The organism is Streptomyces sp. NPDC044033 (genome assembly GCF_056434425.1).
The window spans coordinates 103,415-122,245 of the sequence record NZ_JBWKFF010000022.1 but is presented as its reverse complement, the minus strand read 5'-3'; the positions used below and the strand labels follow the sequence as shown (position 1 = coordinate 122,245).

Below are 18,831 nucleotides of genomic sequence, written 5' to 3'. Positions count from 1 at the left end.
CCACGAACCAGATTGGTGAGATGGTCTGATTAGTTGCTCTGCTCTTCCCCTGACGCACAGGCGCCGATTCACTATCTGTAGGGCCGGGCACCTCGTTTCCGTGCTTGAGGCTCTGCCACCACACTGTTTCGATCACAGAGGTGAGTCATGTCTCGTGTCATCGCCTGTCGAATAACCCCTCGCCTGGCCATCGCCGCTGCGGCCGTGCTCATGGTGGGGCAGCGGGCGGCCTCGTCACCTCGCCCGCCGACGCACTGGTTGTGCCCTCCTCTACGTGTGACAACGTGACGGGCACGGTCCTCACCGGCCCGGCCGTCGGACAGCTGAACTGCCTGGCCGCCGGCGGCGCCCCGGCCACCGGAACGATCACGACTTCCTTCAAGATCATTCGGCGTTCCGACAACGTCACGGCCACCTGCAACCCCGTACTTGGGGTCGCCGGAGTGGCGACCGCCCCCGCTGAGGTGACGGGCATCAGCTGCACTCTGGCCTAGGCCGTTTCTGACGGCTCTTGAAACCGACTCGTGACGGTCGCAGGTGGGCTGTGTGCGGCACAAAGCGACTCACGAACCACTTCGCATGACGGCTCCTGACGGAATGATCCCTAACCAAGAGCCATCAGAAGCGCCCTGACCGCAGCGGAACTTCCTGGACCGCGCGAGGCCGTCGGACGCGTCCTTGCACGGCATCAAAAGATGGAAGCCGGTCTGTGAGCATCCCGATGTCCGCTCGCCGTGCCCGCGCGATGCCTCTTCTTCGCGGTCGGCGGTGTTCCGGTAAGCGGTAGGCGCGGCCACTGGTCCACTGCCTCGGCGAATTCGCCGGAGCCGCCGTCGATCTCGTCAACGTCCTGTTCCTCGCCGCCCTCCGGGATGCGTCAACGGACGGGCCTCCCAAACCCACGACCACATCTCCTGGACCGGACTGCCTGATCGCTGACCGGACCCCACCCCTCACACCCGTCCCCGGCACACCACGACACCTCCTCCCGGAGCCGGTTGTGGCGATGCGCACCGCGTGCACACCACCGCCCCCGGCTCACCGCCGACAGCGGGAAGAAACCCGCCAATCCCGGCTGCCTCGGCGCAGAAGACCCACCGCTCGCCCTCGATGAAAGTGAGTCAGCCCATGTCCGTACGCCGTCTTGTCACCGCCGCGACCTTGGCTCTCGCCGCGGCGTTCCCAACAACAGTACCGGTCGCCACCGCTGCCCCGGCTGTCACGACCCCCACCGCCGAGATCCTGGACTGCACCGCCCAGTCCTCCGTCGTGTTCACCCCGCCGCTCACGGCCACCGCCCGGTCCACCAAGGTCACTCTGAAGGGGGCCGCCGCTCCCTGCGTCGACGTGCCGGCAGGCCCCAAGGCCATCGTCTCCGGCACCTTCACCGCCACCCTCAACTTCAGCGCCCTCAGCTGCACCACTTCGACCCAGGCCCCCGGCGCCACCGCTGACTTCACGTGGAGACTGGCCGACGGCACCCAGACCACCAGCCACGTCACCGGCCTCACCCTCACCCAGGCCCTCGGGGACGGGACTCTCACCGGCACCGTCACCCCCACCTCCGCCCGCATGCCCGGACAGACCCTCACGGCGGTCATGAACGTCACCAGCAACCAGCCGCTTCTGGGCAACTGCGTGGAGGTCATCGCCGGCCTGCGCGACGAGATCCCCAACTCCACCCTCATCGCCGACCTCGCCTTCCACTGACCGCAAAGACCAGCCGCCCGTGATCGAAGACGGCCGCATACCACCGGGCCGCACCTCCCGGACCCCAACCCCGGGCACCGGTGCGGTCGGTGCCCGAGTCCCGGGCCCCGGCCTGTGCGTGGCCATCGCCCCCAAAGAGTGAGGCGGCCACAGGCCCCACGCCCGGGGCAGGTCTGGGCATAACGCCGGTCAGCTTCGGCCGGCCGGGCGGAGGAAGCCACGCTCGCCGAGGACGGCATCGCGTCGGCCCGTCGGCGCTCGCCCGGCCGGGCTCGACGCCCTGCACGGCGCGGCGGCCGAGCTCCCCGCGCCCACTCGCCCCGGAAAGGGACAGCACGAGGCCCGGGCCTCGTGCTGTCCCTTCGTCGTCCGGCCGTGTGGCTCAGCCGGGCGGCCCGGGCGGCCTGGCTACCACCTGATCAGGGCGTAGCCGGGGCCTCCCGGGGTGCCGGTCTGGCCGGAGGCACCGGCGTTGCCGGAGGCGCCGCGGGTCTGGTCGCTCCCGCCGGGGATGTCGCCGTCGCCGCCCCGGCCTCCGTTGCCGCCCGTACCGCCCTTGCCGCCCGCGCCGCCTGTCGCGGTACCGGCGGGCGGGGTGACGGCACCAGCCGGTGTCGCGCCGCCCGCGCCCCCAGCTCCGCCCGCGCCACCCGGCCCGCCGGCCTCGCCCTCGCCGCCTCGGTTGACGCTGCCCTGACCACCGGTCACGCCCGGCTCGGCCGCACCGCCGCGGCTCCCGTTAGCGGGTTCGGTGCCGTTGGCCCCCGTCATGTCGGACTCGCCCCAGCAGCGGCCTGCTTCCCAGTCGTTGTAGTCGGTCTTACCGCCTACTCCGCCCGCGCCCGGCCGCCCGCCCGCGCCGCCCGCGCCGCCGGTCTGGCTGATCTTGCCGTTCTCGCCTCCGCCTCCGCCTCCTCCGCTGGCACCGCCCCGCGCCTCCGACGAGCCCACGGTGATTCCGCCCGGACTACCCGCATTCGCCGCCAGATAGCCCTCGGCTTCCCCGATGATGACAACGGTCGGCCCTCCACCTCTGACGTACGACGTACGGGCGTTGCCGCCCGCACCGCCCGGTCCGCCGGGCCGCCCGCTGACCAGCAGCGTTCCCGCCGCACCGCCGGTACCGGGTCCGCCGCCTCCGCCGGGCTCGCCGAATCCCGACGACTTTCCGACGTTAACCCTCAGCTCGTCTCCCGGCGTCACAGCGAACGTGCACGCCACGTAGGACCCGGCCTCACCTCCTCCGCCTCCGCCGCCTCCGCTGCCGCCCGCGCCTCCGCCGCCGCCTCCACCGCCGACCCGCGACGAGGAGATCGGCTCGCTCTCCCCGCCACCGCCGCCACCACCGCCCCCGGCACCTGCCGCGCCCGGACCGCCGCGTCCACCACCGCCCCATCCGAACACCTGCACCTGTGTGACCCCCGGTGGCACTGTGAAGGTGCCCGACTCGGTGAACGCCTGCTCGTCGGAGGCACGCGGCTGCGCGTGCCCCGGGCCGGACACGGCAGCCGTCGCCGGCCCGCACAGCAACGCACCGCCGAGGACCAGCGCCCCCGTCACGGCCACCGCACACGTTCTGCTCCGGCCCCGGCGCACCCGGCGCGGGCCCCGAACCGATGAATCTTCTGTTCCGTACACAGCGCAGCCCCTTACCCGATTACCCGAACACGTACGGACGGGCCCGGCGGCCCGCCTCCCACTCATGTCTCCGGGCTATTGCCCACGCCGGGCGGGCAGCGAGAGTTGCTGCCGGATAAACCATCCCAATCGGTGAAAGATCTCTGTGGGCGTGTGCGGGTGAAGGAACGTCCTCCCCCGGCGGACCCGCTGGACCTGGCTCCTGATCACCGCGCACACCCCGTTCCGGCTCGCCCGCCCTCTCGCCAAGGACCTCCGTCGGTCCTGGGAGAAGCGGTCCTGGGAGAAGCCGTCCACGCCGGAGCGGCTGCCCCCGGCCCGGGTCTGCCGGGGGTCCAGGAACATCCGAGCCCACCTGTCCTGTCCGGCCCGTGTCCACAAATCTCGCGGCACGGGCCCCGGGCGCCTGCCCGGCTCCAGGAATCGCCGCCCGGAGTCCATCGAGCAGCTCCCCGACGGCTGTCCGGGCTTCGGCTTCACCGTTGGTTGCCGTCGATCCCCGGACGGAGAGAGCCAGCAGGGGTGGAGCTGCTGGCCGGACGGCTCGTGCAGACCGCTGTGGGCAGCATCCGGCTGGTGGGGTGGTTCGAGTCGGGAAGGGGGCGCGCGGTGGTGCGGCGCAGATACTCGGCGGTCCGGTGGGGCAGTTGTCCGTCAGGGGGCGCAGAGTGCCGGTGCCTTCGTACCCGCTTGACCCAGATGGGCCGTCCGGCCGGGCACCGGATACAGCCTCATCAAGAACACGCCTACTCCGTTCGCCCCGAACCGATCCCGCACCCCGTTTCCCGCCGGGCAAGGACCTGCGGTCACGTCCGCGAAAGCCCGGACCGTCACCGGAACATGACGGCCCGCGAGCGGGGCCGTTCGCAGGTCACCAGGAGGAACAGCGCAGCGCCGGTCCGTACACCCGACCACCGCCGACGAAAGGCATCCCATGAACACCACCATCGTCAAGCGCACGCGTACCACCGCCGCGAGAGCGTTGAACACCGCCGCCCTCCTGGCCGGCGCCCTGGCCCTGACCATCGCGGGTTCGGGGGCCGCGACCGGCTCCCCGGCACGGGCCGCGGCTCCGACGGTCGACGTCTCCTGCCCGGTCGGCACCGGAACCGTCAACTACGCACCCGGCGTCACCGTCACCCCCAAGCCGACCGGCATTTCTTTCACCGGCAGCGCCGGGCCCTGCACGAGCACGGACCCCACGATCACCGCTGTCACCGGCTACAGCGGCTCCGGGCAGGGCAATCTGGGTTGTGTCTCGGGCAGTTTCGACGCCACGGGCACCATCTCGTGGAACACCGGCGCCACCAGCACCGTCACCTTCTCCTCCGTGGTCGACCTGCGGCCGGGTGGCACCCCCGTGATCGTGGCCAGCGGCCCCATCACCTCCGGCAAGTTCGCCGGATCCACGGCCGAACTCGTCATCACCCTGCTCCCCGATGACACCACTGGCTGCCTCAGCCCTCAGGGCATCACCCGGACCCACGGGCCCGTGTCCCTGACCATCACCCACCTGTAGACCGCTCGGCACCACTCCGCCCTCCAGGGCAGCCAGTGGCCTATTAGGACTCCGTTAGATCTTCCCGGTGCCGTCGTCGCGGAGCATGTCGGGTTTGTGGATGTGCGCCAGGACGAAGGTCTGCGGGCAGAACTGACGGGGTTCGTGGCGGAGGTGTTCACATAGGTGCCACGGCGTGACCAACGGGCCAAGGGGACTGCTACCTGCTCGGGCTGGTGCTTGACGGCAACCGGAAGTCGGTTCAGGTGATGGCTTCTCGGCTGCCGGACGGCAACGAGCAGAATCCGCAGCAGTTCGTGAACCGGTCGCCGTGGGATCCGCTGCCGGTGCGGCGGCGGATCGCGCATCGGATGATCCCGCTGATCGTCCCGAGATGCCGCTTTCCACAGTGCTGACCAATGCCGGGGATCGGAGTCCGGACGCTGTCGGGAATCTTGGCTGGTCAGGCCCGTCACCGTCACGTCCGACCCCTCAGACTGGCCGGACCTGAGGCGCAGGGTCGCACCCTTGGGCCCCGGGCCGCCTTCCAGCAACTCCGCCCTGAAATGGGAATTCGGAGTGTGGTCGACGGCGGTGATGAAGGTGATGGTCACTGGCTTGGGAGTCGCCTTTGGGCTGTAGGTCACTGTGGCCGTGCTTGGGAGGTTGGGCACTGCGGCCCGCTTCACATGCAAGGAGCGGAGCTCCCTGTCGCCGGGTTGCCTTGCGCCCTACTGGTATGCGTTGTCCGCCGGGGCGCTGGCGGCCGTCTGCGCGCCTATGGCCCCCAGAAGCAGAGTGGTCGCGGCAACGACCTGCGCCGAACCTTCATCCGCGCTCTGTTGTTCATGGTCGCGCCAGTGAGTGAACCGCCCCGAGGTAACGGGGCACACAGCCATACCGGACCCGGAGGCCAGGCGCCCCATTGCGGGGCCAAGAAAAAGGTGACGAGGGGGCGATCGTCAACATCGCGAGCACCGGTGCGTACGCGCCCGCTCCGTATGTGGCCGCCTACGCGGCCTCGAAGGCGTTCGTACTCTCCTTCACCCAGGCGGTATGGGCCGAGACGAAGGCGACGGAGGGTGCGGGTCGTGGCGGTCAGCCCCGGTCCCACCGACACCGCGACGAACACGCGTCGCGTGCCGGGCAACGCGGGCCCGGTTCCGTCGCGGACACCGTGATGTCCGCCTTGCGCCGCCGGGGCCCGGCCGTCGTCGACGGCCGTCTCAACACGTTCCAGACCTTCGTCTTCGGTCGCCTCCTGCCCGCGTCGGCGGCTGCCCGGATCGCCGGGCGATCCCTGCGCGACGCGGCGCTCGGGCAGTGAAGTTCCGCGCCTCCGCGCCCCCGTGCCGACGTCGCCCGACGCGTCCACCGCTCCGACACCACACGCTCACCCTCGGCCAGCGGGCAACGGGCAACGGGCAACGGGCAACGGGCAACGGCTCCAGCCTCGGGCCCCGGCAAGGAACTGACGCACCAGCGGCAGAAGTCACATAGCGACCAATGAACCACTGCTGGCGCGGGTCACTACCGACGCCGGCCGGAGCCCGCGCCCCCCGCACCGCTTCCCACGCTCCTGCCGTCCTCAGCGGGGCACTCCCCCGGCAGCCGCAGGGTGAAGACGGACCCCTGGCCCACGGCGCTGCGGACGTCGGCCGTGCCGCCGTGCGCTTCCGCGAGCTTGCGGACGATGGCGAGGCCGAGGCCGCTGCCTCCGGTGCGCCGGGAGCGGGACTTCTCCGCGCGCCAGAAGCGGTCGAAGACGTACGGCAGGTCGTCGGCGGGGATGCCCGTGCCGGAGTCGGCGACCTCGATGACGGTCTCCCCGGCGGGCCCGGGGCGGCAGGTGACGTGCACGGCGCCGCCCGGCGGTGTGTGCCGTACCGCGTTGGACACCAGGTTGCCGACGGCCTGGCGCAGCCGGACCGGGTCGGCGGTGAGCCAGTGGCCGGGCGGCACGTCCGTGGTGACGGTGACGCCCGCGGCCTCGGCGCGTGCCCGGTGGGCGGCGGCTACGTGGCCGAGGAGATCGGCCGTTCCGACCGGTTCGGGGTGCACGTGCAGTTCCTCGGCGTCGGCGGCGGCCAGGTCCTGGAGGTCGTCGATGACGTGCTGAAGCAGGACGGCCTCCTCGTGCAGGGAGGCGATGAAATCGCCGTCGGGTGCGGCCACCCCGTCCTGCGCGGCCTCCAGCCAGCCGCGGATGTTGGACAGCGGGGTGCGCAGTTCGTGGGCGACGTCGCCGACCATCGCGCGGCGCTGTTCGGCGAGGCGGGCGCGCTGCTCGGACATCTCGTTGAAGGCGGCGGCGAGCCGCCCGATCTCGTCGTCGCCGCGTACCCGCACCACGGCCCGCGCGTCGTCGTCCCCGTCGCGCATCCGCTGGGCGGCGCCGGTGAGCGCGCGCAGGGGCCGTACCAGCCGGGTCGCGGCGAGCACGGAGGCGCCGACGGTGAGCGCGAGTACGAGGGCGGCGGCGCCCGCGATCCGCGCGGTGTTGCCCGGCGAGAGTGCGAAGCCCTGCGCGGCGGTCCCCTCCGACCGGGGCGAGGCCAGGATCAGCCGGGCGGGCGGGGCGACGTACGCCCGTAGCTGCTGCTGCCGGGCCTTGGTCAGGCAGGCCGGGACGCGCGCCTCCAGGGCGGCGCCCGCCGCGCGCGGCACGCGCCAGGTGAAGTCCGGGTTGACGTGGACGCTCCTGTCGGGCCCGGTGCCCAGGCACTCGGCGAGCAGATGGTCGAGGGGCTTGAGCGCCTTGGCCTCGGTCGGCGTCGGGTCGTTCAGCGGCCGGGGCGGGCAGTCGCGGACGCGGCTGTCCGCCGGGTCCCCGAGGGTCCGGACGACGGACCGGCCGCTCGGTGTGAGGGCCACGGTGGCGTCGACGCCGCGGTCGGTCAGGCACTGGGCACGGCGTTGGGCCGCCACCTTGAGCCGGGGCCGTTCGGCGGCCGGGAGCCGGAAGGGGCCGACGGCGCGCGGGTCGATGGGGGTGTCGCCGGTGCCGGCCAGCGGATCGACGAGCGCCGAGGCCCGGGACGGCAGCCCCCCGGCCGACGGGGCGCTGTCCACGATCGGCGCGCCGTCCTCGGCGGTGAGGGCGATACGGCGGTCGGTGCGGCGCGCGAGGTCGCGTACGGTCCCGGCGACGCCGTCCCAGGAGGTGTGCGTGGCGGCGTACCCGGTCAGGGAGTCGAGGATCTCCGTGTCGTCGGCGAGGAGCCGGCCCTGCTGCTGCTTGATCGCGCCGGACGTCGTCTGCACGGCGAGCCAGGCGGTGGCGGCGACCGAGCAGAGCGCGACGAGCACGGAGACGAGCAGCAGGCGGCCGAGGAGCGACCGGCGCAGCGGCAGCCGGTCGCGCACACCCCGGCGGCTACCCATGGACGGCGCCCGCCATGAGCTTGTAGCCGACGCCGTAGACGGTGAGCAGCCGGGCGGGCGCGCGCGGGTCGGCCTCGATCTTCTTGCGCAGGTTCAGGATGTGCACGTCGACGGTGCGCGCCGATATGAAGCGGTCGAAGCCGTGCAGTTCGGCCAGGAGCTGCTGGCGGCTGAAGACCCGGCCGGGCTGCGCGGCGAGCGCGGACAGGATGCGGAACTCGCCCGGTGTGCAGTCGATTTCGGCGCCCTCGACGGTGACCAGGTGGCGGTCCGGGTCCACGGCGAGGGCGCCGACGCGCAGGACCGGGTCGGGCGCGGGGGCGCGGCCGGGGGCGGTGCGTGCGGAGCGGCGCAGCAGGGTGCGGACCCGGGCGACGAGTTCGCGCGGGCTGTAGGGCTTGGTGAGGTAGTCGTCGGCGCCCAGGTCGAGGCCGAGCAGCAGGTCGTCCTCGGTGGAGCGCGCGGTGAGCATCAGGACGGGCAGTTCGTGCCCTTCGGCGCGCAGGGAGCGGACGACGTCGAGGCCGTCGAGGCGCGGCATCATCACGTCGAGCACGAGCAGGTCGGGTGCGGCCCGGTGGAGGTGGTCGAGCGCCTCGCGCCCGTCGCGCACGACGACCACGGTGTGGCCCTCGCGCTCCAGGTAGCGGCGGGCCAGCTCGGCCTGCTTCTCGTCGTCCTCGGCGACCATCACGTACGCGTTCACGAGGCCCGAGCCTAGGCCGCCCGCGCGGGGGCGGCTGACCCGGGGAGAGCGGGCTGACGGCATGGCGACACCGGCCTGACAAGTTCTTCATATCCGGCCGCCACTCTCGTGGCATGCCGATTTCCACCCCTCACCGCTCCGCACGGACCGCCTGGCTGACCGCCGCCTGTGCCCTCGCCCTGACCTCACTGCTCACCGCCTGCGGCGGGGGCGGCGACGATGCGAAGGGGGACAAGGCCGACAAGATCGCGTCCTTGGAGACGAAGAAGCCCGGAGCGGGCGCCAAGGGCGACTCCGGTGAGTCCTCGTCCGACAGCGGCCGTCCCCGGTGGCGCCTCGACTCCTCCGACGAGGAGGTCCTCGCTCTCTGGGACCGCTACTACGGCTGCCTCAAGGAGAACGGCGTCCGCATGAACAGCGAGCGGGGCCACGACCTTCCGGCGGGGCCCGACGGCAAGGTCCTCGGCGTCGGGGGCAAGGAGGAGCCGAAGGCCGCGTACACGAAGTGCAAGGTCAAGCTGCCGATGGGGCCCGACGTGCTGGACCGCAAGAAGAACCCGAAGTTCGAGCAGATGAACGCGGCCGAGGTGAAGTGCATGCAGAACAAGGGCATGAAGGTCGTCCTCGGCGGCGACAAGGGCACGGACTGGACCTTCACGGGGCAGCCGTCGGGCCTCAGCGAGGCCCAGGAGAACAAGATCGAGAAGGCGTGCGAGCTGGAGGCCTTCGGTGGCAAGCACTGAGTATGAGGCGCCGACGGCCGACGGCGACGCCGCGTACGCAGACGCGGACGCGGACGCCCCCGCGTCCCGCCCCCGGCGGCGCCGTGCCGTTCTCGTGGCCGCCGGTGTCCTGGTGGTGGCCGCCATCGCCGGCGGCGTTGTGCTGGCCACCGACGGCGGATCGAAGGGGACCGCAGCCACCGGCAAGGCGGCCGTCAAGACGGCTGCCGTGCAGCGCACGGACCTCTCCGACACACAGGAACTGGGCGGCACGCTCGGCTACGGGACCGAGAAGCCGGTCAAGGGCGCCAAGAAGGGCGTGGTGACCTGGCTGCCGGCCAGCGGTGCCACCGTGACCCGCGGCAAGCCCCTGTACAAGGTGGACGACCATCCGGTGCCCGTCTTCTACGGCGCGACCCCGCTCTTCCGCAAACTGGGCAAGCCGGGCGCGAAGGGCCCCGACGTGAAGGTCGTCGCCGACAACCTGCGGGCGCTCGGATACGACTTCGACGGGGTGCCCGGCGGGGCCGACGACCGGACCGGGACCGGCGGGGCCGGCGCGGACCAGGGCCGGTTCACCGCTTCGCTGAGCGCCGCGATCAAGCGCTGGCAGAAGCACGTCGGCATGGCGCCGACCGGCTCCCTCGACGTCGGCGACGTCCTGGTGCTGCCCGGCGAGGTCCGGGTCGGCGTGGTCAAGGCGCAGCTCGGCGACGACGCGGCCGGGGAACTGCTGACCCTCACGCCGACCTCGAAGGCGGTGACCGTGTCGGTGGCGGCGACCGACGTCGGTTCCATCAAGAAGGGCGCGAAGGTCTCCGTCGTCCTGCCGGACGGCAAGGAGACGCCGGGCGAGGTCAGCGGCGTCAGCCGGACCGTGTCGGGCGGCGGCGACGCGGATTCGGGCGGCCCCGCCAAGTCGGACGTCACCGTGCATCTCACCGACTCCGCCCCGGGGAAATTCGACGCGGCGTCGGTCCGCGTACGGTTCACCTCGCAGACCCGGCACGACGTACTGACCGTCCCGGTCGGTGCGCTCCTCGCCCTCAGCGAGGGCGGCTACGCGGTACAGCGGCCGGGCGGGAGCCTGATCGCCGTGAAGACCGGGATGTTCTCGCGCGGCATGGTCGAGGTGACGGGCAAGGGCCTGACCGAGGGCACCAAGGTCGTGGTGGCCTCGTGACCCCGGAACCGGCGTACGCCACATCCCCCGCCCCGGCGCCGCCGCCGGGGCCGGACGGCGGGTACGAGAACGTGCCACGGGACAGCGGGTACGAGAACGTGCCACCGGACGGCGGGTACGAGAGCGCGCCACCGGACGGCAGGTACGAGAACGTGCCGCCCGTCCTCGCCGTACGCGCGGCCTCCCGCCGCTACGCGGGCGGCGTCACGGCCCTCGACCGGGTCTCGCTCACCGTCGAACGCGGCGAACTGCTCGCGATCCTCGGCCCGTCCGGCTCCGGCAAGTCCACGCTGCTCAACCTGATGGGCACCCTGGACCGGCCGACCGAGGGCAGCGTGGAGATCGACGGGCAGGACGTGGCGACGCTCACCGACCGGCAGCTGTCCGCGCTGCGCGGCCGCCGGCTCGGCTTCGTATTCCAGCAGTTCCATCTGACGGACGGCCTGAGCGCCGCCGAGAACGTCGCGACGGGCCTGCTGTACGCGGGAGTCACCCGCCGCAGGAGACGGCCGCTGGCCCTGGAAGCGCTGTCCCGCGTCGGCCTCGCGCACCGCGCCGAGCACCGCCCGCACGAGCTGTCGGGCGGCGAGCGTCAGCGCGTGGCCATCGCCCGTGCCCTGGTCAACGGGCCCTCTCTGGTCCTCGCGGACGAGCCGACGGGCGCCCTGGACACCGCCAACGGCCGTGCCGTACTCAACCTGTTGACCCAGCTCAACGCGGAGGGCACCACCATCGCCGTCATCACCCACGACCGGGACATCGCGGCCCGGCTGCCGCGCCGCGTGGAGCTCCTCGACGGCCGAGTGGTCGCCGACACGGCGTCCGGGACGTCCTCGTGAGGGCGCCGTCGGGACCCGTGCGCCCCGTGCGGCTCTCCCCCGGCGACGTCCTGCGGCTCGGCCTCCTCGGCGTGCGGACCCGCAAAATGCGCGCCGCGCTCTCCGCGCTCGGCATCTCCATCGGCATCGCGACCCTCATCCTGGTCATCGGCATCCCGGCCTCCAGCCACAAGGCGCTGATGAACGAATTGTCGGCACTCGGCACGAACATGCTGCGCGCCGAGCCGGTGCCCGACCACAAGCCGCCCATACTGCTGCCCGAGAGCTCGGTCGCCTCCGCGCTTCGGGTGGGACCGGTGACCGGGGCCAGCGCGGTCGGCAACACCCATGCGAAGGTGCGCCGTTCGGACCAGGTGCCGGAGAGCGACGGCGCCGGGATCACGGCGCTCGCGGCGCGCACCGACCTGCTTTCGTCGGTCAACGCCCACCTGCAGAGCGGCCGTTTCCTCAACGCGACCAACTCCCGCTTCCCGACCGTCGTACTCGGTCACGAAGCGGCGACCCGGCTCGGCATCGACCGGACCATGATGGGCGGCGGACAGGCGCCCCAAGTGGCCATCGGCAAGGACATGTACACCGTCATCGGCATCCTCTCGCCGGTGCCGCTGGCCGAAGAACTGGACAGTTCGGTCCTGGTCGGCTGGGACGTCGCCCGCGAGCGCCTGGCCTTCGACGGCCACCCGACGGTCGTCTATGTGAAGGCGCGCGAGAACGCCATCGAGGGGGTACGTGACGTCCTCGCGGCGACACTGAACCCGCAGGAGCCCGCCATGGTGCAGGTCAGCCGCCCCTCGGACGCGCTGGCCGCCAAGCGGGCCACCGAGAACACGTTCTCCGCGCTCTTCCTCGGCCTCGGCGGGGTGGCGCTGCTCGTCGGCGGCGTCGGCGTCGCCAACACCATGGTGATCTCGGTCCTCGAACGACGCCGGGAGATCGGCCTGCGCCGCGCGCTCGGCGCCAACCGGGGCCAGATCAGAGGCCAGTTCCTCACCGAGTCGGTGGTCCTGAGCGGCCTCGGCGGGGTGGCGGGTACCGTCATCGGGGCCGCGGCGACCCTCGGGTACGCGGCCTGGCGCGACTGGCCGCTGGTGATCCCGCCCGGCGCGGTGGTCGCCGGATTCGGCGGCGCGGTCCTGGTGGGCGTGATCGCGGGCGTCTACCCGTCGGTACGCGCGGCCCGACTCGCCCCGACAGAGGCACTGGCCACACAGTGAGCCCCCCACTGGCTTCTTCGTAGCCCCGCACAGTGAGGCACTCCGGAACGGGTGCGTCCTGGGCGGGCCGGGGGCCGGGGGGACTGGCCCACGTTGTGTGGGCCGGTGACGCCGAGTCGCATCAGGAGGGCTCGTCTCCGGAGGAGTGGGAACCCGGCGCGGCCGGACATCCGCCGTTTGAGCCTCTTGATCCGGTTGGCTGTTCCGTCGACCAGCCGGGCCGGAGTTCCCGTCGGCGGTCAGCCCGGCGGTCACCGCCTCGAAGCCGCCTTACGGGCCGGCTGCGAAGGTACTGACGCCGGGCGGACCCGACGCCATCGCCGCAGTGATCCACTCCGGACGATGGAGATCGATAGAGATCGCTGGAGACGATGGCGTAGCGGCCGCGGAACCCCCGGGCGGTGGTCCCCCGGAGCCCCCAGGCGGTGGTCTCCCGGAAGAGCCGCGCGGTGGTCCCCCGGAAGAGAGCGAGGAGGGCCGCTCCGCCCCCGGCCGTGGCCACGGCCACGGCCCAGCCTGCGGTTGCATCGGCTCGCCACCAAGCCCAGCCCCCGCTGCCGGGCTTGCCCATGACGCGCGGGTCAGGGGTTAGCGTCACCGCCCTGCTGGTGCCGGGGTCGCGTCACGCGCCGTCCCGGCCGATCCGAACGGAGCCCCGCCATGACCACCGCGTACGCCCTCCCCCGCACCGCCCGCGAGGTCCGCCTCGCCGCTGTGCCCGACGGCCTCCCCCGACCGGACGACTTCGCCATCACCGCCGTACCACTGCCCGAGCCCGGCCCCGGGGAAGTGCTCGTCCGCAACCGCCACTTCTCCGTCATGTCGGGGTTGCGCACCCTTCTCAGCGGCCAAGAGACTGCCTCCTCGTTCCCGCCGATCCGGCCCGGCGACGCCTTGTTCGGTGCGGCCGTCGGCGAGGTGGTCGCCGCCCCGGACGGCGGGAGGCTGCGGCCCGGCGACGAGGTCGTCCACTTCTACGGCTGGCGCGAGTACGCCGCCGTCGCCGAGACCGAGTGCGTACCCACCGACCCGCGCTTCCCCGATGCCATCGCCCACCTCGCGCCCAGCAGCCCCGCCTACGGCGCGCTCACCCGGCTCGCCGCCGTGCGCGACGGCGACACCGTCCTCGTCACCGGCGCCACCGGCGGCGTCGGCTCGCTCGCCGGGCAGATCGCCCGCCTGCTGGGCGCGGGCCGGGTCATCGCCACCACCCGCTCGCCGCACAAGGCCGATCGGCTGACACGGGAGTTGGGTTACGACGCCGTCCTCGTCCCGGGAGAGGTGCCGCTCGCCGAGCAGCTGGCCGAGGCCGCGCCGGGCGGGCTCGACGTCGTCGTCGACCTGGTGGGCGGCGGGCAGCTCCGCGCCGCCCTGGACGCCGTCGCGCCCGGTGCCCGTATCGCACTGGTCGGTTCGCTCGCCGGGCAGCTCGACCCGCGGCTCGACGGGAGCACCGCCCCCGTCGAGATCGACACCTTCCGGATGATCACGATGGGGGTGTCGATGTCCGGCTACCGCTATCCGGACCATCTGGACGTCGAGGCCGAGTGGACCGATCGCTTCGCGGAGTGGCTGAGCGCGGGGCGGATCGTCTTCCCGCACGTGCGGATCGCGGGCATCGAAGCGGCTCCGCGCGCGTTGGAGGAGATGATGGCCGGGCGCTACCTGGGCACGGTTATCGTGGACTTGGAGCACTGAGGGGCCGGTGAAGGAGGCCGAGGCTTGTGGAGGCGGAGCCGGACGAGGGCCCGGGGATGCGGATCGGCGACGCCGCCGCGGCCTCCGGGACGACGCCCCGCGCACTCCGGTTCTACGAGCAGCGGGGCCTGCTGCCCCCGCCGCGGCGCTCCGCGGCCGGCCAGCGTGAGTACGGGCCGGAAGAGGTGGCCGTGGTGCGCGCTGTGCGGCAGTTGCTGGCGCTCGGCCTGACCGTCCAGGACGTTCAGCAGGTGGCCGGCCGACTGCCGCGGCTCGCCGAGATCCCGCTGGAGGACTGCGCGGGCGTCGACCCCTCCGACCCGGCCCTGGACATCATCGAGCGCCGCCTCGCCGCCATCGACGCGGAGATCGACCGCCTGACCCGGCTGCGCGACAGCCTCGCCGCCCAGCCGGTCCGGCGCGCGGAAGCGGGAACACCGTAGGAACTCGGGTGCCGACCGAGCCGCGGAACCTCCGGAGCGGTCGGATGTGACTCCGCCGCCGCAGCCGGGCGGGCATCCAACACCGGCCGTTCTCCTGGGCGCTGGTCCCGCCCGCCGTCGCCGCGCACGATGTGTCCGCCGTCGGGTTCTGTCGTGGATCTGTCGTGGATCTGTAACGGAGCGGGCGGGGTGCAACGGGCAGGGCGGCGGGCTCATCTGGGTAATCGGCAAGGCGCACCGGGTGCCTTCGCGAAGGGGCCGGATCTCAGCATGCGGGGAGATCCATGGAAGGGAAGTCCATGACCAGGACGGAGAAGACCGGGATGAAGACGCGGGTCGGCCGGGTGGCCGTGATCGGTGCGCTGGGTCTGGCCACCGGTGCGCTGGGGCTGTCCTCAGTGACTCTGGCCGCAGCGCCGGCGTCCGCCAAGGGCGCTGTGGAGATCACCGCGCCGCACACGGCCCAGGTCGGCAAGACCATCACGGTCAAGGCGCACGGCGGCGACGACAGCGCGGGCTATCTGCACCAGCTGTGCCTGGAGGAGAACGGCTTCGGCGAGGGGTGGCACCAGGAGACGTGCAGCGCCCCGGCCAAGGGCGATGCGCGGGTCACCGCGCATGGCACGTCCGCGCGCCCCGGCAATCTGAAATTCCGCGCGGTGCTGTACGGCTTGACCAGCGCGCACGACAAGCACCCCGTGCGCTTGCACGCCTCTGACGTGGTGACGGTGCACGTCCGCTGAGCAGCGGCGCGGCCGTGGACAGCCGGCACGACCACTGCCCACGGCCGCGCGGTGCGGCGCCTGTTCCGCGACATCCCCGCCTTCGGTCGGAGCCGAAGGTGGGGATGTTCAGCCATTAGGGGCCACTTCGCCGGTGATACCCCACTGCCGTGTGCGCGGTATGCGTAGCGTTTCGACCTGGTCGGGCCACTCCAGGTGGGCCGGTGGGGCAAGAGGGAGGCCGTACATGGCCGATGGGGGCACCACTCCGCAGCGGGAGCGGGAGGGGCTGGGAGGCCCTGCGCCGGCAGCGGCACCACCTGGTACGGGCACACGCCCCGACGGACCGGTACCGGTGTGGCCTCCGTCGAGCCGGCCCCGGCCACGGCGCGCACCAAGCTGTACCGCGCCTTCCCCGCCCAGCGTCAAGCCGCACGTACGTGCCTTCACCGGAAGCGGCTCCTGGGCGGGAACGGCCTGGCACGAGCAGTGCCTGAACATGCCGTGACCGAAGCGCTCGTAGAGCACGCCGGTCTCATCCTCAACGTGGCGACGGCAGCGGCGTGCTACCGGTTCGCGGTCTCGCCGGCCGTCCGCACCCTGTCGCGGCGCGCGGAGCAGCCGCGTGAGCGACACGCCTGGGCGGCAACCGCGCTGACCGCCCTGGTGGTGCTGGCGCCCGCCGTACCGGCCGCCTTCCAGACGCCACCCGGTCCTGGGGCCGTCCGGTGGTTCCTGCTGTTCGTGCTCGCGATGCTCACCTGGAAGATCAGCACGACCGACTACGACCTGACGCGGCACCTCGCCCCACAGCGCCGTGCGCGTCAGCTGCTCATCCTGCTCGCGCTCGGTTCCTGTCTGTGGCCGCCGCTCCTGCTGTGCTGGTTGACCGTCGCCTGTGGCCGACTGCACGGATGGAAGCACCACGCGATGATGCCGCTGCGCCTCCTCAAGGCGTATCTGGCCTGGCACGCCGCGACGGTCCTCCTGCCAGGGGCGGTCTCCCCGGCCGGCGCCCGCGAGGGGCTGCTGCTCTTGCTGTGCTGTGTCTCGCTCTCCCATTACCTCGCGGCTGCCTACGGCAAGGCGCGGCTCGGGCCTCACTGGTGGTCCTGGGCCTGGCACAACCGCACGCACCATCTCGCGGCCTCGGCCTACTCCTGGGGCTGGGCCCGCTTCCTGCCGCCCCGTACGGCGGTACGGGTACTGCGCACCCTGGGGCCGCTGGACCGGCCGTTGAACCTCATGACCATGGCCGTGGAACTCTCCCCGCTCCTCGCTCTCTCCCACCGTTGGGCGCTGGTCGCCGTGCTCCTCGCGACGGCGCTGTTCAACGTGGTGGTAGCCCTCGCCTCCGGCATCCTCTTCTGGGAGAACATCTGCACCAACTGCGGTCTGGCCCTCACCGTCGCCACCTGGTCGCACGACGTGTCCGGCCTGCCGAGCGCTCTGCTCGGGGCGCCGCTGCTGCTGCTCGCCGTGGCCGGCTGGACCTGGCGGCCCTGGCCGCTGGGCTGGTGGGACACCCCGTTCACCGCCCGCGTCCACTGGGAGATCCGCACCGTCTCCGGTCGCCACCTGGGCCTGTACAACCACTTCATGTGCCCGTACGAGCGTGAATTCGGCCGCGTGCTCGGCTACTTCCTCACCTCGGAACCCATCCTGCACGGCCACCTCGGCATCGTCTTCGACCGTGAACTGCGCGACCGCGTACTCGAAGCCGACGCGGACGCGGAAGCCCTCGCACACCTCAAACGGCTCTACGGACGCGTCCACGCCGACCCCGACCGGGCCCGCCGCCATCTGGAGTTCCTGAGCACCATGTTCGCCCGGCTCAACTCAGGCGTGCCCAAGGGACCGCTCCCGCCGCGCTTGCGCTGGCTCAAGGCCCCCGGCGGGCAGCTCTTCTCCTGGGGCGATCTGCCACCATATCGGGGAGAGGAGCCGGTCGACCGCATCCTCATCCGCTACGAGGAGCGCTACTACCGGCCGCACACACGGGAGTTCCTCCTCCTCGCCGACCGCCCGCTCGTCCAGCTCGACATCCCCCTGACCGACATGCCCCTGTCCGATTGCCGCCCGTCCGGGAGTCCGCGTGCGAAAGATCTTCATCGACTGTGGCGCGAACCTCGGCCACGTACTGCACACATTCATCCAGGCCCTGCCCGACCATGACTTCTACGCCTTCGAGCCCAACTCCGCGCTTCTTCCCTCCCTGCGGTCCGAAATCGAACGCTCCGGCCACCCCGGCGTCCAGGTACTGAACAGTGCCGTGTGGACGCACGACGGGGTGATCGACCTGTTCCTCGGGCACCACGAGAGCTCCACCGTGATGCCCGGCAAACGCGTCCCGCCCTCCTACGACCAGCAGATCGACTACACCGCCCCGGTGCCCGTACCGGCAGTGGACTTCAGCTCCTGGCTGCGCCGCACCGCGGCGCCGGAGGACGAAGTCACCGTCAAGATGGACATCGAGGGGGCCGAGTACCCGGTCCTGGCCAAGATGCTGCGCGACGACACCCTCGGCCTGCTGAACACGCTCTACATCGAGTGGCACTACAACCGCTTCGACTACATGACCCGGACCGAGCACGACCAGCTCTTCTCCGAGGTCTCCGCCCGCACCGACGTGCGGGACTGGGACTGACCGCGTCGATGTCCTCGCCAAAGCCCTCACCGAAGTCCTCGCCAAAGTCCTCACCGAAGCGGATTCTGTCGCTCAACAGCCTTGGGGTGAATGAGCGTCGTCGATCGCGTGACCGGTGTTCACCCGGCCGGATCGGGGGGGGCCGGGCCGGGGATGGTCGTGTCCCACTCCGTGGACCCGGCCGCTCGGCAGCCGCCCATCGCCTGTCGGGGAAGCACAGCGTTCGGGTAGGCGGTGAACGGGGGCTCGCCGCGTCAAAGCTGCGGGGCACCGTCGCCTCGCAGCTCGGAGGGTGCGTGACGGCTCCGGTGCGACAACCGCACTCGGCGGAACGGGCATCGTCACTCCTCAGGGTGCTCGCGGGCGGACTTGAGGATCAGTTTCCGGTGCGGGCGGGAGCAGGCCGGGATCCGGCGGCGACTCGCCG

Annotated in this window: 16 protein-coding genes and 2 pseudogenes; 15 read left to right on the top strand and 3 right to left on the bottom strand. The window is 72.1% G+C overall.

The genetic code is table 11. From position 1 onward, the window contains the following. Positions 1 to 284 precede the first annotated feature (284 nt). Together AC07AB_RS31900 and AC07AB_RS31895 are read left to right on the top strand one after the other, a co-directional pair. On the top strand, positions 285 to 494 hold the full coding sequence (locus AC07AB_RS31900; RefSeq protein WP_478574257.1) for a hypothetical protein: 210 nt from the start codon (positions 285 to 287) through the stop codon (positions 492 to 494). Positions 495 to 1,128: 634 nt separating this feature from the next. Beyond that, the gene (locus tag AC07AB_RS31895) at positions 1,129 to 1,710 is read left to right on the top strand and encodes a hypothetical protein (RefSeq protein WP_478574254.1); all 582 of its coding nucleotides are present in this window, start codon (positions 1,129 to 1,131) and stop codon (positions 1,708 to 1,710) included. A 408-nt stretch (positions 1,711 to 2,118) separates the two neighbouring features. Here the strand turns inward: AC07AB_RS31895 and AC07AB_RS31890 are convergent, their stop codons facing one another. Then, positions 2,119 to 3,276 carry a hypothetical protein gene (locus tag AC07AB_RS31890; protein WP_478574251.1) on the bottom strand — a complete coding sequence of 386 codons (1,158 nt, stop codon included), beginning with the start codon at positions 3,274 to 3,276 and terminating at the stop codon, positions 2,119 to 2,121. 259 nt (positions 3,277 to 3,535) lie between these two features. On the opposite strand from AC07AB_RS31890, the pseudogene AC07AB_RS31885 reads away from it, so the two are divergent. From AC07AB_RS31885 to AC07AB_RS31870, 4 genes and pseudogenes are all read left to right on the top strand, one after another. After that, positions 3,536 to 3,781 (top strand): annotated as a pseudogene (locus AC07AB_RS31885) (NF041680 family putative transposase); the annotation flags it as partial. Between the two features lie 501 nt (positions 3,782 to 4,282). Then, positions 4,283 to 4,867, top strand: a complete 585-nt coding sequence (locus AC07AB_RS31880; RefSeq protein ID WP_478574248.1) for a hypothetical protein — start codon at positions 4,283 to 4,285, stop codon at positions 4,865 to 4,867. 96 nt (positions 4,868 to 4,963) lie between these two features. After that, positions 4,964 to 5,238, top strand: a pseudogene (locus AC07AB_RS31875) (transposase); the annotation flags it as partial. A gap of 533 nt (positions 5,239 to 5,771) precedes the next feature. Beyond that, entirely contained in the window at positions 5,772 to 6,173 is a 402-nt protein-coding gene (locus AC07AB_RS31870) for an SDR family NAD(P)-dependent oxidoreductase (protein WP_478574245.1), read from the top strand. Positions 6,174 to 6,376: 203 nt separating this feature from the next. Here AC07AB_RS31870 and AC07AB_RS31865 read toward each other — a convergent pair whose 3' ends face one another. Continuing rightward, positions 6,377 to 8,230 carry a sensor histidine kinase gene (locus tag AC07AB_RS31865; protein WP_478574242.1) on the bottom strand — a complete coding sequence of 618 codons (1,854 nt, stop codon included), beginning with the start codon at positions 8,228 to 8,230 and terminating at the stop codon, positions 6,377 to 6,379. Then, the gene (locus tag AC07AB_RS31860; protein ID WP_478574339.1) at positions 8,223 to 8,921 is read right to left on the bottom strand and encodes a response regulator transcription factor; all 699 of its coding nucleotides are present in this window, start codon (positions 8,919 to 8,921) and stop codon (positions 8,223 to 8,225) included. Before AC07AB_RS31860 ends, AC07AB_RS31865 begins: the two co-directional genes overlap by 8 nt. 128 nt (positions 8,922 to 9,049) lie before the next feature. Here AC07AB_RS31860 and AC07AB_RS31855 point away from each other — a divergent pair, with 128 nt between their 5' ends. From AC07AB_RS31855 to AC07AB_RS31815, 9 genes are all read left to right on the top strand, one after another. Next, positions 9,050 to 9,679: a hypothetical protein gene (locus tag AC07AB_RS31855; protein ID WP_478574240.1), complete on the top strand. Its 630-nt coding sequence runs from the start codon at positions 9,050 to 9,052 to the stop codon at positions 9,677 to 9,679. After that, positions 9,666 to 10,841: a peptidoglycan-binding protein gene (locus AC07AB_RS31850; protein ID WP_478574237.1), complete on the top strand. Its 1,176-nt coding sequence runs from the start codon at positions 9,666 to 9,668 to the stop codon at positions 10,839 to 10,841. Before AC07AB_RS31855 ends, AC07AB_RS31850 begins: the two co-directional genes overlap by 14 nt. A gap of 152 nt (positions 10,842 to 10,993) precedes the next feature. Then, the gene (locus AC07AB_RS31845) at positions 10,994 to 11,680 is read left to right on the top strand and encodes an ABC transporter ATP-binding protein (RefSeq protein ID WP_478574336.1); all 687 of its coding nucleotides are present in this window, start codon (positions 10,994 to 10,996) and stop codon (positions 11,678 to 11,680) included. Positions 11,681 to 11,706: 26 nt separating this feature from the next. Continuing rightward, positions 11,707 to 12,894, top strand: a complete 1,188-nt coding sequence (locus AC07AB_RS31840) for an ABC transporter permease (protein ID WP_478574234.1) — start codon at positions 11,707 to 11,709, stop codon at positions 12,892 to 12,894. Between the two features lie 660 nt (positions 12,895 to 13,554). After that, positions 13,555 to 14,592, top strand: coding sequence for an MDR family NADP-dependent oxidoreductase (locus tag AC07AB_RS31835; protein ID WP_478574232.1), 1,038 nt, complete (start codon positions 13,555 to 13,557; stop codon positions 14,590 to 14,592). 56 nt (positions 14,593 to 14,648) lie between these two features. Beyond that, the gene (locus tag AC07AB_RS31830; protein ID WP_478574333.1) at positions 14,649 to 15,035 is read left to right on the top strand and encodes a MerR family transcriptional regulator; all 387 of its coding nucleotides are present in this window, start codon (positions 14,649 to 14,651) and stop codon (positions 15,033 to 15,035) included. Positions 15,036 to 15,334: 299 nt separating this feature from the next. Further along, a complete protein-coding gene (locus tag AC07AB_RS31825; protein WP_478574229.1) occupies positions 15,335 to 15,778 on the top strand; it encodes a hypothetical protein in 444 nt (147 codons plus the stop codon). A 483-nt stretch (positions 15,779 to 16,261) separates the two neighbouring features. Next, complete coding sequence (locus tag AC07AB_RS31820; protein WP_478574226.1) at positions 16,262 to 17,932, top strand: hypothetical protein; 1,671 nt, start codon at positions 16,262 to 16,264, stop codon at positions 17,930 to 17,932. Further along, positions 17,853 to 18,404, top strand: coding sequence for an FkbM family methyltransferase (locus tag AC07AB_RS31815; RefSeq protein WP_478574223.1), 552 nt, complete (start codon positions 17,853 to 17,855; stop codon positions 18,402 to 18,404). Before AC07AB_RS31820 ends, AC07AB_RS31815 begins: the two co-directional genes overlap by 80 nt. Positions 18,405 to 18,831 lie beyond the last annotated feature (427 nt).

Coding starts and splice junctions, on each gene's coding strand:
- AC07AB_RS31860 (WP_478574339.1), bottom strand. CDS start 8,921: ATGGTCGCCGAGGACGACGAGAAGCAGGCCGAGCTGGCCCGCCGCTAC.
- AC07AB_RS31835 (WP_478574232.1), top strand. CDS start 13,555: ATGACCACCGCGTACGCCCTCCCCCGCACCGCCCGCGAGGTCCGCCTC.
- AC07AB_RS31825 (WP_478574229.1), top strand. CDS start 15,335: ATGACCAGGACGGAGAAGACCGGGATGAAGACGCGGGTCGGCCGGGTG.
- AC07AB_RS31855 (WP_478574240.1), top strand. CDS start 9,050: ATGCCGATTTCCACCCCTCACCGCTCCGCACGGACCGCCTGGCTGACC.
- AC07AB_RS31880 (WP_478574248.1), top strand. CDS start 4,283: ATGAACACCACCATCGTCAAGCGCACGCGTACCACCGCCGCGAGAGCG.
- AC07AB_RS31830 (WP_478574333.1), top strand. CDS start 14,649: ATGCGGATCGGCGACGCCGCCGCGGCCTCCGGGACGACGCCCCGCGCA.
- AC07AB_RS31865 (WP_478574242.1), bottom strand. CDS start 8,230: ATGGGTAGCCGCCGGGGTGTGCGCGACCGGCTGCCGCTGCGCCGGTCG.
- AC07AB_RS31895 (WP_478574254.1), top strand. CDS start 1,129: ATGTCCGTACGCCGTCTTGTCACCGCCGCGACCTTGGCTCTCGCCGCG.